General features: G+C 44.3%; 17 protein-coding genes. 2 read left to right on the forward strand and 15 right to left on the reverse strand.

The window, feature by feature from the left end; genetic code table 11:
• Positions 1–3: 3 nt before the first annotated feature.
• The 8 genes from NST58_RS19095 to NST58_RS19130 all read right to left on the reverse strand — a co-directional run bounded on the left by NST58_RS19095 (position 4) and on the right by NST58_RS19130 (position 8,783).
• Complete coding sequence (locus NST58_RS19095; RefSeq protein ID WP_076194875.1) at positions 4–1,914, reverse strand: nucleoside-diphosphate sugar epimerase/dehydratase; 1,911 nt, start codon at positions 1,912–1,914, stop codon at positions 4–6.
• A gap of 82 nt (positions 1,915–1,996) precedes the next feature.
• Positions 1,997–3,307, reverse strand: coding sequence for a glycosyltransferase family 4 protein (locus NST58_RS19100; protein ID WP_339243839.1), 1,311 nt, complete (start codon positions 3,305–3,307; stop codon positions 1,997–1,999).
• A complete protein-coding gene (locus NST58_RS19105; RefSeq protein WP_339243842.1) occupies positions 3,255–4,517 on the reverse strand; it encodes an O-antigen ligase family protein in 1,263 nt (420 codons plus the stop codon). Before NST58_RS19105 ends, NST58_RS19100 begins: the two co-directional genes overlap by 53 nt.
• A 64-nt stretch (positions 4,518–4,581) precedes the next feature.
• Positions 4,582–5,817 carry an oligosaccharide flippase family protein gene (locus NST58_RS19110; protein WP_076281651.1) on the reverse strand — a complete coding sequence of 412 codons (1,236 nt, stop codon included), beginning with the start codon at positions 5,815–5,817 and terminating at the stop codon, positions 4,582–4,584.
• A gap of 5 nt (positions 5,818–5,822) precedes the next feature.
• A complete protein-coding gene (locus tag NST58_RS19115; RefSeq protein ID WP_339243843.1) occupies positions 5,823–6,530 on the reverse strand; it encodes a CpsD/CapB family tyrosine-protein kinase in 708 nt (235 codons plus the stop codon).
• Entirely contained in the window at positions 6,478–7,236 is a 759-nt protein-coding gene (locus NST58_RS19120; protein WP_076194867.1) for a Wzz/FepE/Etk N-terminal domain-containing protein, read from the reverse strand. The genes NST58_RS19115 and NST58_RS19120 overlap by 53 nt, the downstream gene beginning before the upstream one ends.
• 251 nt (positions 7,237–7,487) lie before the next feature.
• Entirely contained in the window at positions 7,488–8,450 is a 963-nt protein-coding gene (locus NST58_RS19125) for a permease prefix domain 1-containing protein (RefSeq protein ID WP_339243846.1), read from the reverse strand.
• 6 nt (positions 8,451–8,456) lie between these two features.
• The gene (locus NST58_RS19130) at positions 8,457–8,783 is read right to left on the reverse strand and encodes a PadR family transcriptional regulator (RefSeq protein ID WP_076129753.1); all 327 of its coding nucleotides are present in this window, start codon (positions 8,781–8,783) and stop codon (positions 8,457–8,459) included.
• A 1,491-nt stretch (positions 8,784–10,274) separates the two neighbouring features.
• Between NST58_RS19130 and NST58_RS19135 the strand changes: the two genes are divergently transcribed.
• Entirely contained in the window at positions 10,275–10,472 is a 198-nt protein-coding gene (locus tag NST58_RS19135; RefSeq protein ID WP_339243849.1) for a hypothetical protein, read from the forward strand.
• Between the two features lie 49 nt (positions 10,473–10,521).
• Here the strand turns inward: NST58_RS19135 and NST58_RS19140 are convergent, their stop codons facing one another.
• Positions 10,522–11,307: an SDR family oxidoreductase gene (locus tag NST58_RS19140; RefSeq protein ID WP_076277776.1), complete on the reverse strand. Its 786-nt coding sequence runs from the start codon at positions 11,305–11,307 to the stop codon at positions 10,522–10,524.
• 199 nt (positions 11,308–11,506) lie between these two features.
• On the opposite strand from NST58_RS19140, the gene NST58_RS19145 reads away from it, so the two are divergent.
• On the forward strand, positions 11,507–12,160 hold the full coding sequence (locus NST58_RS19145) for a TetR/AcrR family transcriptional regulator (RefSeq protein WP_076220107.1): 654 nt from the start codon (positions 11,507–11,509) through the stop codon (positions 12,158–12,160).
• A gap of 140 nt (positions 12,161–12,300) precedes the next feature.
• Here the strand turns inward: NST58_RS19145 and NST58_RS19150 are convergent, their stop codons facing one another.
• From NST58_RS19150 to NST58_RS19175, 6 genes are all read right to left on the reverse strand, one after another.
• A complete protein-coding gene (locus NST58_RS19150; RefSeq protein WP_038574573.1) occupies positions 12,301–13,116 on the reverse strand; it encodes an ABC transporter permease in 816 nt (271 codons plus the stop codon).
• Positions 13,117–13,118: 2 nt separating this feature from the next.
• Positions 13,119–14,150 carry an ATP-binding cassette domain-containing protein gene (locus NST58_RS19155; protein WP_339243851.1) on the reverse strand — a complete coding sequence of 344 codons (1,032 nt, stop codon included), beginning with the start codon at positions 14,148–14,150 and terminating at the stop codon, positions 13,119–13,121.
• Between the two features lie 109 nt (positions 14,151–14,259).
• Positions 14,260–14,592 (reverse strand): metalloregulator ArsR/SmtB family transcription factor, encoded by a 333-nt coding sequence (locus NST58_RS19160; RefSeq protein WP_339243853.1) that lies wholly within the window; start codon positions 14,590–14,592, stop codon positions 14,260–14,262.
• 1 nt (position 14,593) lies between these two features.
• Positions 14,594–15,016, reverse strand: coding sequence for an SRPBCC domain-containing protein (locus NST58_RS19165; RefSeq protein WP_076129854.1), 423 nt, complete (start codon positions 15,014–15,016; stop codon positions 14,594–14,596).
• A 214-nt stretch (positions 15,017–15,230) separates the two neighbouring features.
• Positions 15,231–20,750, reverse strand: coding sequence for a discoidin domain-containing protein (locus tag NST58_RS19170; RefSeq protein ID WP_339243854.1), 5,520 nt, complete (start codon positions 20,748–20,750; stop codon positions 15,231–15,233).
• Between the two features lie 31 nt (positions 20,751–20,781).
• A complete protein-coding gene (locus tag NST58_RS19175) occupies positions 20,782–22,218 on the reverse strand; it encodes a glycosyl hydrolase family 28 protein (RefSeq protein WP_339243856.1) in 1,437 nt (478 codons plus the stop codon).
• Between the last annotated feature and the right edge of the window lies 1 nt (position 22,219).

Here is a 22,219-nt window from a genome sequence, read left to right on the forward strand (position 1 = left end):
AGGTCAGATTCCCGCATGAACTTCGGATTTAATGCGTTCAAGATCATGTGTGCCCACCTGCGGTTCTTCCTGAAAGCCCGAATAGCTTGGAATTAGCTGCTTTAGCAGTTTTTTGATCTGATGACTGCTTGGCATCAGTTCATACCGTTTGCACAAGTTCTCCAGAACCCCCAACACCAAATTCAGTTCAGATCTGGAGACACTTTGCGGGCGGCTAATCATAATACGGTAGTTGTTAGTGACCAATAACCCTTCTTCTTCAGTCAAAAGCTCCTCAAACAATTTTTCTCCAGGACGAATGCCAGTGACCACAATGGGAATATCTTTGTCAGGCTCGAGACCCGACAAGCGGATTAAATCCCTCGCTAGATCGTATATACGAACTGGCTTACCCATATCCAGCACAAACACTTCTCCCCCTTGTGCCAGCACACTTGCTTGAATAACCAACTGTACCGCTTCGGGTATCGTCATGAAGTAACGCACCATATCCATATGTGTAACCGTCACCGGGCCGCCGTTTTCGATTTGTCTTTTGAATAACGGAATGACACTGCCACGACTGCCCAGCACATTACCAAAACGTACAGCGGCAAAAACCGTCTTACTTAAGGAATTCTGATCATTAATGATCATTTCCGCGGCTCGTTTCGTGGCCCCCATAACACTGGTAGGATTAACCGCCTTATCCGATGAGATGAGGATGAACCGTTTAGCGCCATATTTAGCACTCGCTTCCGCTACATTCCTTGTGCCGATCACATTATTTTTAACTGCCTCTACTGGATTCATCTCCATAAGAGGAACATGCTTGTGCGCAGCGGCATGATACACAATGGAGGGGCGGAACTTTTGAAAAACGTTATCGATCCGCGATACATCCTGAATGTCCGCTATAATGGGATGAATGATCTGATCGGGATATAACTGTCGCAACTCTTGTTCAATAAGATAAATGCTATTTTCTCCATGCCCCAAAAGCAGCATTTCCTTCGGACGATACGCAGCCAATTGCCGGCATAATTCCGAACCAATTGAACCGCCTGCACCCGTGATGAGAATACACTCGCTTCCCAAATTCTCACGAATCTCTTCCGTATTAATTTCTACGGGACTTCTCCCCAGCAAATCATTTACGGATACTTCACGGATCATGTTAATGGCCATTTTCCCGTCCAAAATATCGGTCATACTAGGCATTAACTTGATCTGAGCTTTGGTAGATTTGCAGATTTCGATGATCTCCAGTAATTCCTTTTGAGGAGCCGTAGGCAAAGCGATGATAATGAACGAAATATCCAGCTGCTCGACTGCCTGGGGAATGAAGTTACGGTTACCGACAATCGGCAACCCCATAAGCTCCAGCTTGCGCTTTGAGATATCATCATCTATGAAGGCAACTGGGTTCATGAATTTAAATCTTGAATGCTTGATATCTTTGGTAACGAGGATGCCTGCTTTCCCTGCCCCAACGATTAGCAGATTGCCTTCGGATGAACCCTTTGTTCCCAGTGTTTCGAATCTATCGTTGATGAGGCGGTTAACTAAACGTAAGCCGGCAATGCCGAGAAATACGTAACCCGCTGCAAAATAAATCGAAATCGGCAATCGATAGGAAGGGACGAATACATGCGCAGATACATTGACAGCGACCACTCCGCAGAGTGTTAAAGCACTCACTTTTAGCAGCTGCAATAACTCACCTATACCGGTGTATCGCCAGATATTGTTATACACCTTGAATCCAAATGAGAACGCTGCGTACACCATAATGTGAATGAGTATCGCCCACGGAAGCATCCACATGTACTGCTCAGGGATTTGAAAATCAAACCGAAGTAAAAACACAAGCCACACTGAAGCCGCTATAATTCCCGCATCCAACATGACTAAACGTACGATCCGCATTTTCATCACTTCTTTCTCCCTAATTAACTAATTATTCGTTTATTCGTTTATTCGTTTATTCGTTTGTTGTCGTATATGCGAGAATGAATTATCTATCTGCTGTCAGACCCGTTTGTAATTCAGACGGAAATGGCTTTATCCCTGGTTCTTTCAGCGCTTCTATATAAATCGAGTCCATTTCACGAAGCACCGCTGGCAATCCATAGCGAATAATCCTGTCCTTGTTCGCCTTACCCATTGCTGCGGTCAAAGCTGCGTCCGCTCGCAGTTGAACCAGTGCTTTTGCCGTAGCGGCAATATCATCCACTGGAACCAACATGCCCGTTGACTCATGCTCAATCAAATCGCGAATGCCCCGAATATGTGTGCCGATCACGGGTTTGCCTGCTGCCATCGCCTCCATAATCGCCCGGGGTAACCCCTCACGATAGGACACAAGTGCCGCAACATCACACGCTTGTAGCAAATCCGGTATATCTCTTCGGAACCCCAGAAAATGTACCTGTTCCCTAACCCCTAACCGTGTAGCAAGTTCTATAAGGGTTTGCTCGAAAGGACCTGTACCTGCGAATGCTAGATGAATATCGCTTGCTTGATCACCCAAATGATGTAGTGCTTCGATCAACTGTTTTTGGTTCTTGTTAGCATTTAACTCAGCGACGCAGAGAACAACGAATGAAGGATTATCATTGTCACTCTTAGGTAAATCAAATAGCTGGTGACGACTTACCCCCTTCATTTTTGCAATTTCATCATCCCCCTCACCGCTACCGTATACCTGAAGATCAAGCCCGACTCCGCTCACATAAGTTACTTTTTTTCGGACAGGGAATTTCTGAGCACGCTCATAATCTTCACTATTAATGGTGATCAGTACATCCGTCCAACGTGCCATCAAATACTCCAACGGATAATAAAGCATCCAATTCAGAAAAGGAGCACCTTTAAAAAAATGAAAACCATGAGCTGTATACAATACGCTAGGGACACCTGCTCTATGGGCTGCAATCCGTCCGAGAATCGAAGCCACTGGTGTATGTACATGGACGAACTGAAATTTTTCCGCTTGGAAGCTTTTCGTTAAGATCCGCAGAGCCGTCCAATTCTTCAACTGTAAAGGACTTCGTTGTATAGGTACGTCGTGACATACAATTCCCCGCTGTTCCAAGCGCTGTCTGGCTTCGCCCGGCTGAGCGTAAGCATGGACTTCACACCCTTTTTGCAGCAATAACACCATGTAAGGTAAATGAAAACTCTCGAAATGCCCATATATGGAGGCTACAAAAGCAACCTTTGCTTGTAAGCCACCCTCAGCTGGAATACTCCCGATGTCCTTACTTGAGCTTTTATTGAGGTTGCTCTGCTCGTTGTCGAAGCTTGCGCCCAGTTGACCGTTCAACGTGTTGGGTTCGATAGGGCATCTCTCCTTTCAGGTTTTTGTCTGTTAACCGGATGCAAGCTCCGTTCATCGCCATCATGAACCACCAATACCGCTGGAATAACGCCTCAATACCCATCGATAACCCAATCATCGCCGCATGGGACAACAGCAATGCCATAATAATTGGCCTATGAATGGGATCTGCTGCACGATAAGAACGGATACCCACAATGAAGAACCAAATCATAAATCCTCCATATACAATCAAGCCCAATAAGCCGAATTCAGTCAAAAACCATATTGGCGTGTTGTGGATAATAATGAGCAGTTCGTAATTATAGGAACCAAGCCCAATGCCTAATAATGGACTTTGTGCGATCCAATCCACCGCTTTGTCAATGATGTCAAGACGCGACTGGATCTGGGAAGGTCTGCTGGACATAGACTCCAGCACATTTAGATAAGCGGTGCCTTTATACAGCAGCAGAGCTATAAAAGCCACACCAAACCCCATTCCGATCTTGAGCAGTCTGGAAGGTTTGGTAATCAAAAGTGTAAGTAATACAAGGAAGAGACCAATCCATGACGAGCGCGAGAAAGTCATCATAATGCCCCCGGCTAAGCTTATCGTCGCTAGTATGCTGACCCATCCCCGCAGCAGCTTTATCTTCTCCCCACTCGTCATGATATGAATGGCAAAAGCCGTCACCAGCAATCCCCCGTATGCATTGGGATCAATTAACATGCCGGACAACCGCCCGTCTTGCACCATAAACGGAACCTTTACTCCGCTGAAAAAAGCGAATAGGGCAACACCATTTAAGAGCAGCACACTGATCAGGAAAAATCGGAGCATCTTATATAACCGTTCCCAGCTATCTACGGCTTGCACAAGCATGATGTAGGTCAACAATAGGAGTATGAATCCAATATCTTTTTGCAGTAAGGCGTATTGGGTTATGAAGCCGTTGCGCCAAATGGATACAAAGGAAGCTAGAACAAAAATGAACAACATGCCCCAATGCCATGAACTGAATATCCTCCGGTCCAATTTGAGATGGAATCCAGCGGCAAACAAACCTAACATTAAGAAGAGATCCGACGGGGCGATACGGAAGGCTCCACCAAAATCAAACTGTGCCGGAAGGCATATGATATACCCCATGACCGCAAACAGAAATAAATTATGCATGGTGTAGGGCTTCCCTACAACAGATACAGATGTCATACAAGTTCCTACTTTCCTACTTTCCTACTTTCCTACTTTCCTACTTTCCTATAAAACAAAGAACTTATGCTGCCGCTTCCGACTGTTCCCGATTTCTTACCTTTCCGATGACACGATACAGCACAACTACACTGCCAATCATCTGTACAAATAACGACGAACTAGCTCCCATCGCAGCACCTACTACCCCGTAATGAGGTACGAAGATCAGACAACATAAGCCATTAGTGAATGCTGTGCACAGAAACAATGGAATCTGGGCTTTGTACCTTCCGGTAGCCGTTATGGCGTACCACAGGTAGGATGAAATAAATACCAGCATGGTGGACGCCAGCAGCCAATGAAACAACCCTAACTCTCCTGCCACGTCTGAACTGAATAATAAGGTTAACAGCTTGTGTCCAAACAACCACCCTATCAAACAAGCGACCGCACTAAAACCCAAACCCATCGCTATCATTCGGCTGAGTAAAGTGACAAACTCCTTGTGTCTCCCGGCTGAATGCCACCTGGCAAGACGTGGTGTTATGGCTTCACCAAGTGCGGTGACGACAACATTACAGGCAACAATCATATATGAGAGTGAAGCATAAATACCTAAGTCATGCTCCCCTTTAAAATAGGAAATCGCGTATAATGGGATATTCGTATTTAACGACATCAACGCCAACACCACGCCTAGCGGTGAACTGACGATCAGTAAACTCCATAGGCTTCTTTTGTTGAAGAGTGGCCTGAGAGAAGTGTATATTCTCGCTTTACGAGCATCATATCCAATCGTTATCGCTAACCATCCGATAATCATGACTAACAAGGCAAGAATAAGGCTCTGTGTAGGGATAAATACGAGGATGAAGATTAGAATGGAGAATAACCCTTTTGCCATTCTGGAGATTGAGATTTGATCTAATCTCTCCTCCTTTTGAACGATGCCTAATAAAATATCACTGATTGATTCAACGATTCTATACAGACCGATGAAGAAAATAACCAATGCTGTATTCCAATCCAAACCACTCATTATGCAAAAACCTGCGGTAATCGTAAACGCAAGGGCGGTTGTTATCAGCCGTAAGCCCAGAAAGTCTCCAAAACTGTATTTCCCCGATGAATCAACGATTAATACGGAACGAAGATGTAGATGCGACAGCATAAAGATCGGAGCAGTAACTGCAAGCCCTAGCGAATATTGCCCCACGATTGCCGATGACCCGAATTTATTCAGCAGGATCACAATCACAAACTGAGCACCAGCGTAAGTGATATTCCCGAGCAAATAACGAAGAGAAGCAAATGACATAGACGTCAGACCATTCCTGAAGAAGAGGCCCACTCGGCAAAATCTTCACCACGAATCTTGGAACGCCTGCTCTTTTTCCGATAATTCAATACGGCTCCCAGCAAATGTGCTCCCTGCTGCTCTAGCAAGTGCTTGGCAGAACTCGTGTGCTTTAAGAGTACTTTTCCGGATTTCACAACTAGCAATACCCCCTCAGTCATCGTTGCCAAAATAAGGGCATCCGAAAATGGCATTAATACAGAGGATGAGTCGATGACAATCGTATCAAAACGCAGGCTCAGCTCTGCAAACAATCGCTTCATTCCTTCAGAGCCTAGTAATTCAGCGGGATTTGGTGAAATCGGACCAGAGGTCAATACAGACAAACCTTCTGCTTCCTCAATAGAAATAATGCAATCCTCTAAGCGGGTATGATCCACTAAGATACTGCTAAGCCCGATCCAATTAGGCAGATCAAATGCCTTATGCACCGTTGGCGTACGTAGATCCCCATCAATGAGTAGAACTGTCTTACCAGCTTCCGCCATGGCAATCGCCAGGTTTATCGCTACCGTTGATTTCCCTTCATCCGGAAGCGAGCTTGTGACTAATAAAGAGCGGATCTCTCCACCAACGCGGGTATAACGAATATTGGAGCGTATGCTTCGGAATTGATCTCCGTTAGATGACTTCGGTTGTTCCAGGCAATATAATTTTGGCGTTTTCTTCTTCATAACTTGTGGCTCCTTCTGCTGATTTGGTTTTCGCTTTATTCCGCCGTTTACGTGGCTTCAATTTGCCCACGGTTCCCAGAAGCGGAAGCTGCAAATCAAGCTGAATATCTTTGGCACTTCTCACGGGTTTCTCCATCATTTCCCGGAGGATAGAGATTGCGATCCCGGTAATCAGCGCCAATCCGAAGGCAACAGCCATATTGAAGACCGGCTTAGGTGAGACAGGATCAGAAGGAACCTTGGCACGGTCGAGAAATACAACATTCTCCACTCCCATAATCGATTGAATATTCGCATTAAATGCTTCTCCGAAGCCATTCGCGATATCTGTTGCCCGTTGAGCTTTTGAATTGGTCACAATTACCGTTGTTACGAGTGATTCACTATTGGTTCTTGTCTTCACATTTTTGAGTAACTCTTCCGCTGTCATTTTTAGCTGCAGCTTTCTGACAACCTCTTCCGCTATCCTGCTGCTTCGAATGATCTCCCCGTAAGTGGTTACCAGTTTTTGTCCGGCCATAATGTCATTAATTGCTTTCTGCTGCCTGTCTCCTTGAATAAGTATAGAAGCTGTCGCCTCGTATTTCGGCTGTAAAACATAATAGCTAACACTACCAGCGAGCCCGACTGCAGCGATACATAATACAATAATGAACAGCAGCCTACGTTTTACTAGTTTCAAAATGCTGCCCAGTTCGAATTCCATCGATCATTTCTCCTAACTAGTTAATGTATTGTCGCCTCTTTAACAAGATTATTGTTGTATATTCATATTCTCTTTCTCTCAACATATGTCCAAGTCCGTACTTAAAATTTAAATGTCAAAATATTAAAGGGCTCATTTAGCTCACCTGTTAAAATCCAACAAAAAAAGGCATTCTTCCAGCAAAATCAACTGGTAGAATACCTTACATATAATCTATCTAGTTCAGGAATGTACAAGTGCAGTTAACACCATCAGGAGATATCTTTACGTTTCAGAACATGATGAACATTGCTTAACATGCCGGATAGAACTCCAGCAATTGGGAATACTGCCCAATTGACGTCCCAGCGCCCATAGACAAAACCCGTGAACAGAAAAATCGCCGTCGCCAAAGGCCATAATACAGCCCCAACAACTCCAACAAATCGGTTCTCTTCCTGCTTCTCTGCAGTGATATTCGGCTCCTCCAGCAACTTCGTATAAGTACCCTGGATATTCCCGTAATAGATGAACAAAAATACCGCCACAGCTGCAATAAACAGAAAAGTAGCGACTCCATAGGGAGCATAGTCATCGTTGACATAGCTAGTGGTAAAGATAAAAGCCGGCGACAGCACGCATAGGCAGACTCCTGTAATCAGAGAAAGACGGTAAGTCGGAGCATAAAGACTTTGGCTGCGTTGAAGCGCCATTTTTAGAGCATAAGGCAGCTGAAAGCCTTGCTCCAGACTCTTAAAGCGATCCAGCTTCATTCCGCTGTGTATAAACATCCCGACCGCGATAGCGACCAGCACGAACATTCCGACCAGCCCCAGCATCGAACCTTTATCACTCATAACAGCCTTATTTTCAAATATTGTATCCAGGGTGATCAAAAACGCCACTCCGCATGCGCAGAGAAAAACGCCGATCCCCGTCCATAATCCAGCGCTTCGTCTGGCCGCCGCATAAGCGTAAACCTCTTCTTCCGTCAGCACCGGAATAGCCTGTTCTGGCGCAACTGGATCGATGCCAAGCTCCGCTGTCAGCTCTTCAATATTGCCGAATTCCGATATGACGATACCAATCGCCTCATTCTCCGACTTGCCAGCAAGCTTCAGCTCCAGGTACTTCTCCTCCATCCCTGATAGCAGCTCGTGCTTCAGATGTTCCAGTTCCGGAGTCTTTGGCAGACCCGCAAACATATTATCCAGATATACTATGATCGTCTCCATGCTCTATCACCACTCCTTGATAAATTGGTTTACAACTTGCTGTGTAACCTTCCATTCCTCACATTTTTCTCGGTAATAGGCGAGACCCAAAGGGGTAATCCGGTAATACGTACGCCGCTTGCCAAGACTCTCATCCAGATAAAAGGATTCTATGTACCCGTTTTTCTCCAGTCGGGTGAAGGCAGAATATAATGTTGTCTCTTTCATAACATATTTCTCCTGTGTTAACTGCCTGATATTTTTGGAAATCTCGTACCCGTAAGATTCCCCGTCCAGCAGCATGTAGAGGATCATCGTATCATTGTAGCCGCGTATAACATCACTGCTGATCAAAAATATCCCCCCATGATTACTTCATCTGTCGTAGTAGTTGCAGTATAACATAATTACTACGACAGATGAAGTAGTTAATGGAAAAATAGGCCAACATAATTTGAGGACCGAACCTTCCTTGATTAAATCACAATTGCTGTCTGCGCGTGATGTAGCTTCCAATACGGGGTTAGGTATACGAAGGTGCAGGCCAGTAGTGTTTGCGGGGACGATGGTGTTTACTAGTAGGCTGTTTGCGAAGTCGATGGTGTTCTCCAATTGGCTGTTTGCAGGACGATGGTGTTTACTAGTAGGCTGTGTGCATAGACGGTGACGTTTACCTACTCTTAGTTTGGCGGATGAGGTACTATCGGACTCAGTTGGCGTTATTCGAGGCATTTTACTACTTTTCAGGTTCTATCGGACCTCACTCAATGCACCTATTGGCGCACAAAACATCATATTTAGGGCCCTTTCTAGGGAATAGCTGCACTGGAGTCCGAAACTACGCTAGAACTGCGAAAACCATACTAATAGTGTCATTGGGGTCCGTTAGCCTTACTTGCCCCATTATCTATTGAAGCAACAAACCAACGCTGGTTTGTTTTCCTTTTTATTGAACCTTAATACAATAAGGTTGACTGCAAGAACATAGGTGTTTATTTCCCCTTACTTTGGCGGACGAGATACTATCGGACTCAGTTGACCTTATTCGCAGAAATTCCCCTTTTTGCTGATCCTATCGGACTCCAATGCACCTATTGGCGCACATATCACCATATTCAAACCCACTTCTAGGGAATAGCTGCACTGGAGTCCGAAACTACGCTAGAACTGCGAAAAACATACTAATAGTGTCATTGGGGTCCGTTAGCCTTGCTTGCCCCATTATCTATTGAAGCAACAAACCAACGCTGGTTTGTTGTCCTTTTTTGAACCTTAATACAATAAGGCTGACTGCAAGAACATAGGTGTTTACTTCCCCTTACTTTGCCGGACGAGCTACTATCGGACTCAGTTGACCTTATTCGCAGAAATCCCCCATTTTGCTGATCCTATCGGACCCCAATGCACCTATTGGCGCACAAAACATCATATTTAGGGCCCTTTCTAGGGAATAGCTGCACTGGAGTCCGAAACTACGCTAGAACTGCGAAAAACATACTAATAGTGTCATTGGGGTCCGTTAGCCTTGCTTGCCCCATTATCTATTGAAGCAACAAACCAACGCTGGTTTGTTTTCCTTTTTATTGAACCTTAATACATTAGTTAGTTAATTACCCTGGACGAGATACTATCGGACTCAGTTGACCTTATTCGCAGAAATTCCCCACTTTTCTGATCCTATCGGACCCTAATGCACCTATTGGCGCACAAATCACCATTTTCGAGCCCACTTCTAGGGAATAGCTGCACTGGAGTCCGAAACTACGCTAGAACTGCGAAAACATGCTAATAACATCATCTGGGTCCGTACCACGGTGGATGATTATGAGTCGGCGATGTGATTAGATGTATATTGTTGATGTTGGTGATGATGTTGTTGATGTTGGTGATGATGTTGTTGTTGTTGGTGGTGATGGTGATGTTGATGTTGATGTTGATGATGTAAATTCAAGCGAACGGAGTCAAAGTCAGCAAGTCAAAACACAAAACAGCGGTTCTCCCATATTGGGGAGAACCGCTGTTTTGTTGTTTTTTTATAATTAAAATACTTGATCATTGCTAACGAATACACCAACTTGAATACGTTGACCTATTAATGTCGTGTACGGAGCATGCGTCCAACAAAATAAAGCATTTGTTTTCGTGTGAAAAAACGTGACATTTGAGCAGAAATATAGTTTGTAAATCCTGGGACAGCAAATACTTTTTTAGCCTGAAGTGACCGAAGAGCCACTTGAACGACATTTTCTGGAGTGTCTCGTTTGCCTACCGAAGCCTCATCGGCTCCCACGACATTAAAAAATTCTGTTTCCGTAGCCCCCGGACATAACGCAAGAAATTGTACGCCCCGTTTCCGATTTTCCTCCCATAGCGCTTGAGTAAATGATAATACAAAAGCTTTTGTCGCTCCATATACAGCCATATTAGGGAGAGGTTGAAATGCAGCTGTTGATGCAACGTTTAAAATCACTCCACTTTTTCTATTTAACATCTCTGGCAAAAACAAATGGGTCAGATCTACAACCGCCAAAACATTTAGCATCACTTCTTCATGTTGTCTCGAACCAGATAGTTGTTCAAAAAGCCCATGCGTAGCAAAACCTGCATTATTAATAAGAATATCAACGTTCAAGCCACGTTCTACACATTGTTGATAGAGCCTGTCAGGGGAACCTTCTTGAGATAAATCAGCAACTAGAACCTCCGCTTGAATTTGAAATTCTCGTTTTAATTTTTCCGCTAAAGCAATCAGTTTATCTTCAGAACGGGCGACTAAAATTAAGTGACTTCCTTTGGCTGCAAGTTCTCGAGCAAACGCTTCACCTATCCCCGAAGAAGCTCCGGTAATCAACGTCCATTTATTTTGAATTGTAATCATTGCTATCCTCTCTCCCTTTAACGACCATTTAGAAACAGTGTTTCAATAAGAATCATTGTATCCAAGTGAGGTTGTGTTGTCAAATAAAGTTCTACACATTTAATTATTGGCTATTTCTCTTCTACATCAGTAAAATAAGGGTTAGAAATAACGGCTATCTAAAAAAAGCTAAAGTAAAGTTCTAAGGAAGTGAAACTACATGCAAAAATCGTCCAAAATATCTTCTATAGATGCTGAATCCGTTACAACCTACCCAAAAGCAAAGCAACGGCATGCGGAAATATTAAGACTGAACATTATCGAAGCCGCTGCGGCCATTATGCATGAATCTGGACCCGAAGGTGTAACCATCCGTAAGGTTGCTGAAAAAATGGAATGTCCCACAAAAATCATTTATAACTTGTTTGGAAACAAGGAAGGTTTAGCGAAGGAGCTTTTTCTGCAAGGGTGTAAATTGTTGGCTGCTGCCTTTCAAGCGGTTCCAAAACAAGACAATCTAAATTTATATCTTCGCGAGCTTGGACAAGCTTATTGGGATTTCTCACGGAATCATACTAGCTATTATATGGTTATGTTCGGAGGAGCCTTTAGCGAATTCAAACCGGAGGAGGAAAGCTTACATGCTATCTTTACGGCACTACAACAAGTGATAGCCCTTATTACAGAAGCCATCGAACAAGGATTTATTAACGAAAAAGACCCTCTGCTTGTTGTGAACCTGGTGTGGGCGTCATTGCATGGCGTCATTCATCTGCATTTAGGGGGACATATTCAAAACGAGGAAACGGCTAAAATATTGTATGATAGATCGGTCTCCAATTTAATTCATACCTTCTTTAAAAAAGATAATTAATTCTAAAAAGGCCTCTTTGCAAGTCCCTACTCAATAAATTCAAGCCGTAATCTTGGGATATCCTTAGATCACGGCTTTTTTAACATGCTAAAAAAACACAAAAAAAACGGCATTTCTGCCGCTTTTCTTCTTCTCTCTAATTATGTCCGGCGCATATATGCACGCACAGTAATAGGTGCAAAAATTGCAACAATCACAGCGGCTCCGATAAGTGAGATAGCGAAATCCCAGCCTACGGTTCCAGAGTTAGCAAGCTCACGGACAGCTGACACAAGATGCGAGATTGGATTGACTTTGACAAACCATTGCAGCCAGTTAGGCATCGTATCTACAGGCACGAAGGCGTTGGATAGAAACGTGAGTGGGAACAACACAATCATTGATATCCCTTGTACGCTGGAAGCGGTTCGGGCAATCACACCAAAGAAAGCGAAAATCCAGCTAATCGACCAGGAGCAGACAATAACCAAAAGCGCAGCAATTGCGACATGCTCCAGACCGCCATCAGGTCGGTAACCCATAATATAGCCCATGACAAAAGTAAGCACAGTAGCGATCGTATATCGAATCGTATCTGCCAACAAAGCTCCGGCTAATGGGGCTATACGGGCAATCGGCAATGACTTAAAGCGGTCAAACACCCCTTTATCCATGTCTTCCCGCAGTTGGACACCAGTGACGATGGAGGTCGTGATTACAGTCTGCACTAGAATACCAGGAATAATAACGGGCAAATAGCTTACTACATCTCCTGATATGGCTCCACCAAAAATATAAGTAAACATTAGTGTGAAAATAATTGGCTGCAGCGTTACGTCGAACAATTGCTCGGGTGTGCGACGGATTTTCAATATCCCGCGATAAGCCATCGTTAACGAGTTACGAACAGATTGTTTGAAGCTCGTATGGTTTTTCAATTGTCGGGTCGCACCTGGACTAATAGTAGAAGTTCTCATACTCATGCTCTTGCTGCCTCCTTATTCATTGATTCTTGTGATGCTTGGGATGCCTCATCTGTAACTCCATGGCCAGTGATCGTCAAAAACACTTCATCAAGCGTCGGTTTCTGCACACTCATCTCCGCGAGTGGAATCCCCGCTTCGCGGAGTGCAATAAGCAAATCAGTGACTAAATCAGCGTTCGCCATCGGTGCAGTAATTTTTCCAGCCTCATTCGGCACAATAGACTGGATATGCAGCACATGTTCCACAATCCGGCGCGCTTGAGCGATATCTTTAAGATTTTGGACTTTTAAGTGCAGCGAGGTGGTGCCCACTGAAGCTTTTAGCTCATCCACGGTGCCTTCTGCAACGACATGGCCATGATCAATAACTGCAATACGGTCTGCCAGCTGATCGGCTTCCTCAAGATACTGTGTAGTTAACAGCACTGTTGATCCTGTGTTCACCAACCGACGAATGGTATCCCACATTTGCGAACGTGTCCGTGGGTCCAGACCTGTTGTTGGTTCATCCAAAAAGATAAGCGGAGGCTGGGCAATCAGACTCGCTGCAAGATCCAGACGTCGGCGCATACCGCCAGAGAAATTTCGAAGCGGCCGTTTCGCCGCCTCCGTCAGACCAAACTCTTCTAACAACTCCGCTGCCTTTTGCCGCGCCTCTGCCCGCCCTACCCCTAAAAGACGTGAAAAGATAATCAGATTCTCTGTAGCACTAAGTGACTCATCCACAGAAGCATATTGTCCCGTAACCCCTATCAATTGCCGGACAATCTGCGACTCCTTTACCACATCATGCCCGAAGATTCGCGCCGACCCCGCATCCGGACGAAGTAACGTAGCCAGCATCCGAATTACCGTCGTCTTTCCTGCCCCATTGGGACCAAGAACGCCGTAAATCGTGCCTGCCTTAACGTTCAGATTTACTCCATCAACTGCGCGATTGTCACCAAACGTTTTGACGAGCCCACGCGCTTCGACGGCCCAATCTCCAGGGTTGGGCTCAATTATTTTTTTGCGTTCATTTACCATTACAATTCCTCCAACGTTTTAGTTTGTATTGTGATGGTAACTCCCTTTTATAAACTGAATTTAAACAACACAAAAAACCGGGGAGCGCGATCTCACGCCACCCGGTTTATCACTTCTCGTCTGAGTCAGCCTCAACATATTCTTTAAGCGCAAACAATTTATTAGCCCAGTAACCTTCAAAAAAGGCAAGCCAATCTTGCAGCTCCAGCAAAGGTTCTGGCTGAAGCTTATACCGGGTCTCCCGTCCGACTTTCTGACTGCTAACAAGCTGCGCATCGGACAATACCTGTAAATGCTTATTAACAGCGGTTCGGCTGATCGGGTAGCAATCCGTAATAGATGCAATAGACATTTCCTTACTAGCGAGCAGCTTGAGCAGACTGCGGCGGGTAGGATCTGCTATCGCTTGAAATACATCATGTCCTGCTTCAGCAACCGGCATATTAAGCCTCGATATAAGCAGGAAGTTTTTCTTGGACGATTTTTTCCCAGCCGCTGTTCATAAAGCCGCGTACGATTGGATGTGGTTGGCCAAATTCAGTAACTTTTTCAGGGTCCCATCCAGAATGAATCAAGGTAAATTCAGTTTTCCCTTCGATTTCTTTCAGTTCAAAAGCAAGATGCCAATCCTTCCCCCAATTAAAACCAACACGATTCGGAGGATCAACTTCGGTTACTTTACAAGGAGAATCTCCGAATTGTCCAGCATGCAGGATGAATTCATGCCCAACAACAGGCTCAAATGTACTAGGCATCCACCAGGCTGCCATTCCTTCTGCCGTGGCAACAGCTTTCCAAACCTTTTCTATTGGCGCATTTAGTAAAATCGTTTGACGAATTTCTTGTAAGGGTTCTTGAGTTTGCATAATAAATAGCCTCCAGCATTCATTTAATATAACACCTTTTGGGTTCGCTTTTCATTATAACACCTTTAGGTGTTATGTCAATTTACAGATTTCCCTAATTCTCCGTTCGTTATTCAACGTCTCAATCCCTCAATAGTATCCTTTAACTGCTATAAAAAAGCCCATCCCTCGGTCATCCCGAAGAAAGGGCCTTCCTATTACATCAGCTCTATGGTCAGTTTCTTGGCTTGACAGTTACTGTGATTTTCTCGCTAGATGTCTCGCCTGATGCATTGACTAATACCGCGTAGTATTCATATATACCCGGTGTCTTATCTTTAAGTTTCGTAACTGTCATCTGAGCCGCAGGGGTAGCCGTGCTTAGTGTCTGTGTGTCGATTACTTCTCCGTTCTCATACAAACGGTACTCAGTACCATTGGTTCCCCACCACATATTCATCACAACGTCGTAAGTTCCATCCCCACTCCAGTTGTCGTGGGATACTATAGGCTTGCCCGGCGCTGCATCTGTAACAGTAAGGATTAGCGGATCGCAGGTAGTCGAACCGAAGCTGTTGACTAGCTCGCACGTGTACGTGTAGGTTCCATTTGATTTGCCCACAATATCCGTACTCATGGCTTGTGCATTCGGTGAGCTGTCCGTCAGCATCTGGGTACTGATCAGTACATCGTTTTCATAGAGCTTAAACTCGGTACCGTTGTTCCCCCACCAAAGATTCATCGTGACGGCATAGCTGCCATCTCGAAGCCCGGTGTCGTGCCCATTATTGTCAGATAACACTGGCTTTCCAGGGGCTCCACCAGCAAGCGGAGTTGTACTCTGGAGCCATTGTGACCAACGGACTAGAACCTCTGCCTGCTCAGAAGTGAACACCTGATTGCTCTGGAGATTCACTTCACTATTAAAAGCTTCCAGCAAGCTATGAACTTCTGCGCCAGCATGCTGCTGAGCCTTTTCTTTGGCGTTAGCCAGCTGCTGCTTAAGTGAATTGGTTACGTTTTCTAAATCTGGAGCACCCGTCTCAGCTGCAAAATTTTCGGTTAATGCCGACAAGCTGTCAAATGTCGCATATACACTATACGAATGCTCTGCCAGCCCGACATTGCCCGCCGCATCCTCGGCTTTCGCAGTTACACTATGAGTTCCCGCTTCCAGCGTATATGCTTTAACATCTGCGAGCGTTGAATCACATGGCGAATAAGTGATGCCTGATACAGTATCAGCTGCACTACAGGTGATGTTTAATGTCTGCTCTATGGTATAGGAACTCTCTCCTTTAATTACCACCTGTGGTGCGGTCCGATCAATCTTCACCACAGCAGGCTTCTGCGGCTGTTCCACATTACCCTCTCTATCAACGCTCCAATAAACTAACTTATGTGTTCCTTCATTGGACAAAATAACTGAATTCCCGGTTTGCTGCTCGCCATCGTTTACTGTGAAATAGGTTGCCGCAACACCAGAGCCTGCATCTGTAGCTGTGAAGGTTACCAACGTATCCTTGTTGGTCCAACCTTGTGGCGCATCATCCGTTGTCACCGGAGCTGTTGGGTCCGCCCCTTTCACTACGCCATAAAAGCGTAATTCCGCCATGTTTCCAAACCAATTACTACTATTATAGATCCGGATATAACGATAGGCTTCTGCGTTACTAATACTTAAGGTCTGCCAATCCATCGTTTTTCCTGCAGGAGAGGAGATTGTCGTCCAGCTTGTATGATCATTCGAACCCTGAACCACAGTCCCATTGATTCGTGTAAAATAATTATCTTGCCTGGAAAGCACCTCTGCCTTGGACAGCTGGACCCTATTCCCTTCTTTAAAATCAAACGTTATAAATCCTCCATATCCACTACCATTTACCCGAAAATCCGTAATTGTGCCTGCATTTCCATCGAATAATGATCCCGCAACATTCCTGAGGTCGGTTGGTGTTCTCCCACTGGAATCACTTAAATTAGTAATCGCAAGCACATTACTAATCAACTCGGTCTCATCGGGAATGTACAGAGAGGAACCATCTGTAGTTGATGTTTTTTCCGGCCCCTCGATTCCCTCCTTTGACTTGTATTTAATACTAAAGTTCACAGGTCCAGGTTGTGCGTTATTGCCCATGACCGCTTCAGCCGTCCAATTGATCTTATCGACAGTAGCAACGGTTGCAACTTGATCCTGAATATTGACATTCACTTGGTTAATTGCATCGCTTGCTTTAAAAGACAATTTCACCGTGTCCCCAGGCACAATTCGTTTCTGGATACTTTGGTCGGAGCTAATGGACACCGCATCAAGCTTTGAATTGATTGTAATATCACCATACAAACGTAGTTCAGCCATGTTTCCATACCAGTTGTTTCCATTGGTGATGCGGATATAACGATAGGGTTCTGTGCTGTTAATCGTCAACGTCTGCCATTCCGGCGTATTTCCTGCTACATTAGAGATCGTGATCCACGTCACATTGTCGTTGGAGCCTTGCAACACTGTTCCATTAATTCTGCCCGCATAATTATCTTGCCTTCCGATTACTTCTACCCTAGACAGCAATGCCTGGCCGCCTTCTTTAAAGTCAAAGGTTAGATATGCACCATAACCACTGCCATTTAAACGAAAATCAGTGATAGAACCTAAATGATTATCAAATAAAACTTTTGCTGTTGCCAAAAGATCAGCCGGATTTCTCCCACTGGAATCGATTAGGTTTGCTATCTCAAGCACATTAGCGACAAGTCCCGTCTGATCTGCAATGAATAAAGTAGAACCATCTGTTGTAAAAATAGTCTCTACTGCATCCGCTCCAGCTGCCGTTTTATAATTGATCTTAAATTTCACAGTACCTGATGGAACATTTTCATTCACCACAAGCTTAGCTGTCCAGTTGATATTGTCCACAGAACTGACTGCAACAGGTTGACCCTGTATATGGGCCGTGGCATTATGGATCATTTCTGTAGACTTAAAGGATAATTGAATCGTATCCCCTGGTATAATTCGATTTCTTAAGCTTTGATCCGAGTGAATGGACACGGACTCTAATTGATTTACTGTCTCATACCGCTGGCCAAAGATTCTAAATTCAGCAATTTCCAGCATAGTACTCGAAGGCTTTATCATTTCCATTTTCAAAAATCGGAATTTTTCATGCTCCAGGCCTGCTTGAACCTCAAGTCTCTGCATCTCTTCAGTAACTGTTGTCAAGCCGGGGGTTAAGCGGGTCCAATTTTCTTTGTCATTCGATCCGAACATTGCAACGCCGCCAATTCTCTCCGGAAAACTAGCTCTTACCTGAAGCTCAAAGCTTTCTGCTGATATTTGAAAATCCGGTCCTAAATCCATGTAATGCGCCCGATCCTGCGCTGTATAATACCCCACAAAACTATCATTTGTGTTGTCCAGCAGATTCGGGACAGCGTTACCAAAGGTTGAGCTAACAAACATATTCGTAAAATTAACACTTCCATCTTTCATTAATGGCGTCAATTCTTTAAGACTTTGCACTGCGAGATTCAGGTCAAATAACTTCTGATAGAAGACCTCGTCAGTGGCAGTAGTAATTACATCCATTACCTCAGCGTGCACTTGCTTATAGTAAGCTAACGTTGCCGAAGTGTAAGGCACATCAACATGATAAGGAGAAATGACGGCGTTGACGGCAGATTGCCGATCATTCGCTACTACAACACTAACATCCTTAGCTGTAACCGAAGTTCCATCTGCGGCACTCACTACAAAGGAGTAGGTTCCCGCATGTGCTCCAGACCAAGAGAAGACACCTGAAGTCTCATTGAACACTGCACCCTCAGGTAACTGATCCGCTTGATAGGTAACAACATCCGTTGCACCTGCGTCTGTCGCAGAGAAATCAAATTGAATTGCAGCTGTAGATCCCTCATAGGTAAATAAAGATACTGGTGCCTTTCCTGTTGTAAATACTGGAGGGGTAAGCTGTGCCCCAGCTTTTAAATTAATATGGTCAATATCGACTGTTGTTCCATTTCCTTTTACATTAAAATAGACAAGATCGCTGAAGCCTTGGAACTCATTGAACTCATACTGAATATACCTCCATTGCCCCTTTGTATCAGGCAGCGTAACGGTATCGCCAAACACCTCCATGGTTGCTATGCCATTAGTCCGAATCTTAAAAGCAATGATTCCTTCGCCACTGCTTGCACCCACAAAAGCAATTTTACTGCCCTCATCTGTTGCGGTAATTTCAACGTAAGTAGTGTCTCCTTCTTGTTTTGTGGTGGAGTGACCATCAAGCTTCGTGTACCGGTCTTCTAGTTCTCTCAAATCTGGATTCGTTATCACCTTCGGCAAATTGAGCGTACCCTCGCCCTCTGCTTCTTTAGGAATGTACAGCCAATAATCCCCGCCTCCATCCGGAGACTCCCAATAGAAAGGCAATCGCTTAGCAAACATCTCGCTAAAATAAGGAGCTTCAACCTCCATATTTATTCCAGCTGTATATTTATAATAATAATAAAGATCATAGACATTACCCCCAATTCTCCCCCTGTAACCGCCAGCCAAGTGTTTATAGATAATCGTTGGATTTCCATTTACATCTGTATGTGCCGCCACTGGAATCCATGGTGTATCATGGCCAATCATATACTGAGCAAAGTAGTCGGCAGCTTTTAAAATCCGTTGATCTAGAAATTCATACGGACCCACCGCATTTGGCGCACTAGAAACAGTCCCCTCTACCGGATCTACCTTTGTTTCCTGAGCCAATAATAAACGTGATAAAATCTCTACATTCGTTATATCCCCAGCGCCATGCGCCTGATCTCTGCCCATTTCAACATGCTGAACTACGGGTGGATTAACTTTTTCCCCTGTTACAATATTTGTATCAACCCATCTGAATAAAGCTTTTATCGCGCCATTTTGCCCTTGATCGACAGCGGTTTTATTGACGGTAAACCATTCAACTCCCTCATTGTACCTCTCTGTATTTCCTGTAAAAATATAACCTGACATAGCTCCAAGCAGCGGATAAAGATGCTGGTTCATAAAACGATCATTTGTGTGTTGGAACGTTTCAATAACCGGATTAATAAGATTATTCGTAAAATCAGCGACATCTTTTTCCGTCCATTTCAGCTCTTCAGTTTGAGCACTTGTGTACCTTAAGATTTCCGCCGCAGTAACCATTCGATTAAGTGGAATTCCTGTATGAATATGTGCATCATTAAAATACACGTATTTCTCAGGGTCCATCTGTGACCAAATCCGGATAATATGCATGGCATTGGCTCTGTAAACCTCATCACCCGATATTACATACAATAGAGCTTGTGTATAAGCCTTCAAACCATCCGCTATAAATCTTGAATTAAAGCCCTGGCTATTAAAAGCATCGCTCGCTGGTTTCAACGGATCCGCACCACTTTGATTGTTGGAAGTGACCGTCCTTGAAGCTGCCGGAGAGAGAAGCATCTGATTATAATAAGTGATCCAGGGTTCTTTTTGCGCCCGTACCTGTGTCCTAATATTCTCAAGAATATCCTTGGTCAGGCCAACACCCGGATGTTTGAATCCGCTTTCATCTATAACCTCATTAATGGTAGGTTGGTAATCCGTAATTATCGACAGCTCTGTCGATTCTACTGCGGCTCCTTCTGCCGATAAAGGCACTAGCGTTACCAACAAACTTAAGGAAACTGTGATCCTAACAATACGTTTAAGCGATTTTCCAAAGAGTAGCTCTTTAAATGAATTCATTGTTCTCCTCCATTCATTTACATCCTCTGATTTAATGCAAATAAATACCGCTGGCAAATTCATTCACTACAAATTGTTTATTATTCAGGTCGACAATAACCTCTCCATTAATCTGAAGATTATAAAAATAAATATCCTTCACACCTCTTTCCTCGTCATAGCCGAATATACGGGAAGGATTGGTATTCTTCCCATTGTAGGTGATATCGCTAAACTCTATATTTTCGATACATCGTCCTGGCACCGGATTATAGGTTTTATTCCACACCACGCGGACATCAAACAGCTGCCCCAGTTCAAAATCCTCCACCCGGATATTTTTGAAAGTAACCTTACGAACGGTATTGTTGTCCCCTGCACAGATTGCCATAACCCCCCAATAATTTTCCTGCGGCTCGTGATGCTCAAGCACATCGATATTTTCAAACCAAATATTTTCTATAAAATCGCCAATATGTTGGTGATCACCATGAATACCGACATGCATGGCATGAGCAACGTCCGCCCAGAGTATGGAATCTTTAACTGTGATATGGCGTGAGTCTCCATAATACTCTCCACGGCTGCCGTAAATGGCAATGCAATCATCAGAAGTTCTCAAGAACACATCTTTAATATCCACATTTGAGCTAGCCATCATATCAATTCCATCACACCAGCCGCGTGTACTGAAAGCTTTGAAGTTATGAATGCGGATATGTTTAGACGCTCCGATATATATACTGTAATGCGGAGGATCAAGCGTGATGATCCCTTCGATCTCAATCTGTTCAGAATGCTGGATTTGAACGCCTCTTAAATAAGTGGTTTTCTCCATATCCGCTAAATACAGAACACCTCTGCCGCGAACAACAACATTCTCAGCATGGTCAATCATTATGGATCCGCAAAGGAGCGCGCCTCCGGCAATATAAACTGTGGTCCCAGAAGGGATATGCAGCATTGGATTCTCGAATTGATGAAGCCCGGGCATAAAATATATCGTCTGACGCTCCCCATTAGCCCTTTCTGACAAATACTGAACTTGTTCTGCGATAGCCGCAAATTGATGTATTCCTGGTTGGACAAGCACTACATTATCATCGTCAAGTATAGGTGGGGCTGTCTCCAAGGGGTTGGCAAAAAGATGCAAGTTACTAAAACGTTCTCCATTGATTTCAATGGAAAGCTTACACGGGTGCTCCAATGTGAACAAAAGGGTATTCTCTTCGATTTGAAAGGGAATATGGGTTGCCAAAGGGCGAATAACCGCTTGTTCAATCTGCCGGTTATTACAATGAACAGAGACCTCCACCGTGCCTTCCATATCAAAATAAACCATCGATGTCGATCGAACCTGATGCATATCCACCTTTGCTTCAAAAACAAACAGTGCTTGCCATACCCCACCAGGCTCTCGTACACTCACTGTAAAATCGTCTTTCCCCAGGGTTTCATTCGGCTGCTCATAAATAATTAATTCGCTCATT

The sequence above is a fragment of the Paenibacillus sp. FSL R10-2796 genome, assembly GCF_037965315.1.
Taxonomy (GTDB): Bacteria; Bacillota; Bacilli; order Paenibacillales; family Paenibacillaceae; genus Paenibacillus_AQ; species Paenibacillus_AQ odorifer.

Coding starts and splice junctions, on each gene's coding strand:
- NST58_RS19125 (WP_339243846.1), bottom strand. CDS start 8,450: ATGGAGACGATCATAGTATATCTGGATAATATGTTTGCGGGTCTGCCA.
- NST58_RS19135 (WP_339243849.1), top strand. CDS start 10,275: ATGTATATTGTTGATGTTGGTGATGATGTTGTTGATGTTGGTGATGAT.
- NST58_RS19145 (WP_076220107.1), top strand. CDS start 11,507: ATGCAAAAATCGTCCAAAATATCTTCTATAGATGCTGAATCCGTTACA.
- NST58_RS19170 (WP_339243854.1), bottom strand. CDS start 20,750: ATGAATTCATTTAAAGAGCTACTCTTTGGAAAATCGCTTAAACGTATT.
- NST58_RS19120 (WP_076194867.1), bottom strand. CDS start 7,236: ATGGAATTCGAACTGGGCAGCATTTTGAAACTAGTAAAACGTAGGCTG.
- NST58_RS19165 (WP_076129854.1), bottom strand. CDS start 15,016: ATGCAAACTCAAGAACCCTTACAAGAAATTCGTCAAACGATTTTACTA.
- NST58_RS19110 (WP_076281651.1), bottom strand. CDS start 5,817: ATGTCATTTGCTTCTCTTCGTTATTTGCTCGGGAATATCACTTACGCT.
- NST58_RS19150 (WP_038574573.1), bottom strand. CDS start 13,116: ATGAGAACTTCTACTATTAGTCCAGGTGCGACCCGACAATTGAAAAAC.
- NST58_RS19115 (WP_339243843.1), bottom strand. CDS start 6,530: ATGAAGAAGAAAACGCCAAAATTATATTGCCTGGAACAACCGAAGTCA.
- NST58_RS19155 (WP_339243851.1), bottom strand. CDS start 14,150: ATGGTAAATGAACGCAAAAAAATAATTGAGCCCAACCCTGGAGATTGG.
- NST58_RS19160 (WP_339243853.1), bottom strand. CDS start 14,592: ATGCCGGTTGCTGAAGCAGGACATGATGTATTTCAAGCGATAGCAGAT.
- NST58_RS19175 (WP_339243856.1), bottom strand. CDS start 22,218: ATGAGCGAATTAATTATTTATGAGCAGCCGAATGAAACCCTGGGGAAA.
- NST58_RS19140 (WP_076277776.1), bottom strand. CDS start 11,307: ATGATTACAATTCAAAATAAATGGACGTTGATTACCGGAGCTTCTTCG.
- NST58_RS19105 (WP_339243842.1), bottom strand. CDS start 4,517: ATGACATCTGTATCTGTTGTAGGGAAGCCCTACACCATGCATAATTTA.
- NST58_RS19095 (WP_076194875.1), bottom strand. CDS start 1,914: ATGAAAATGCGGATCGTACGTTTAGTCATGTTGGATGCGGGAATTATA.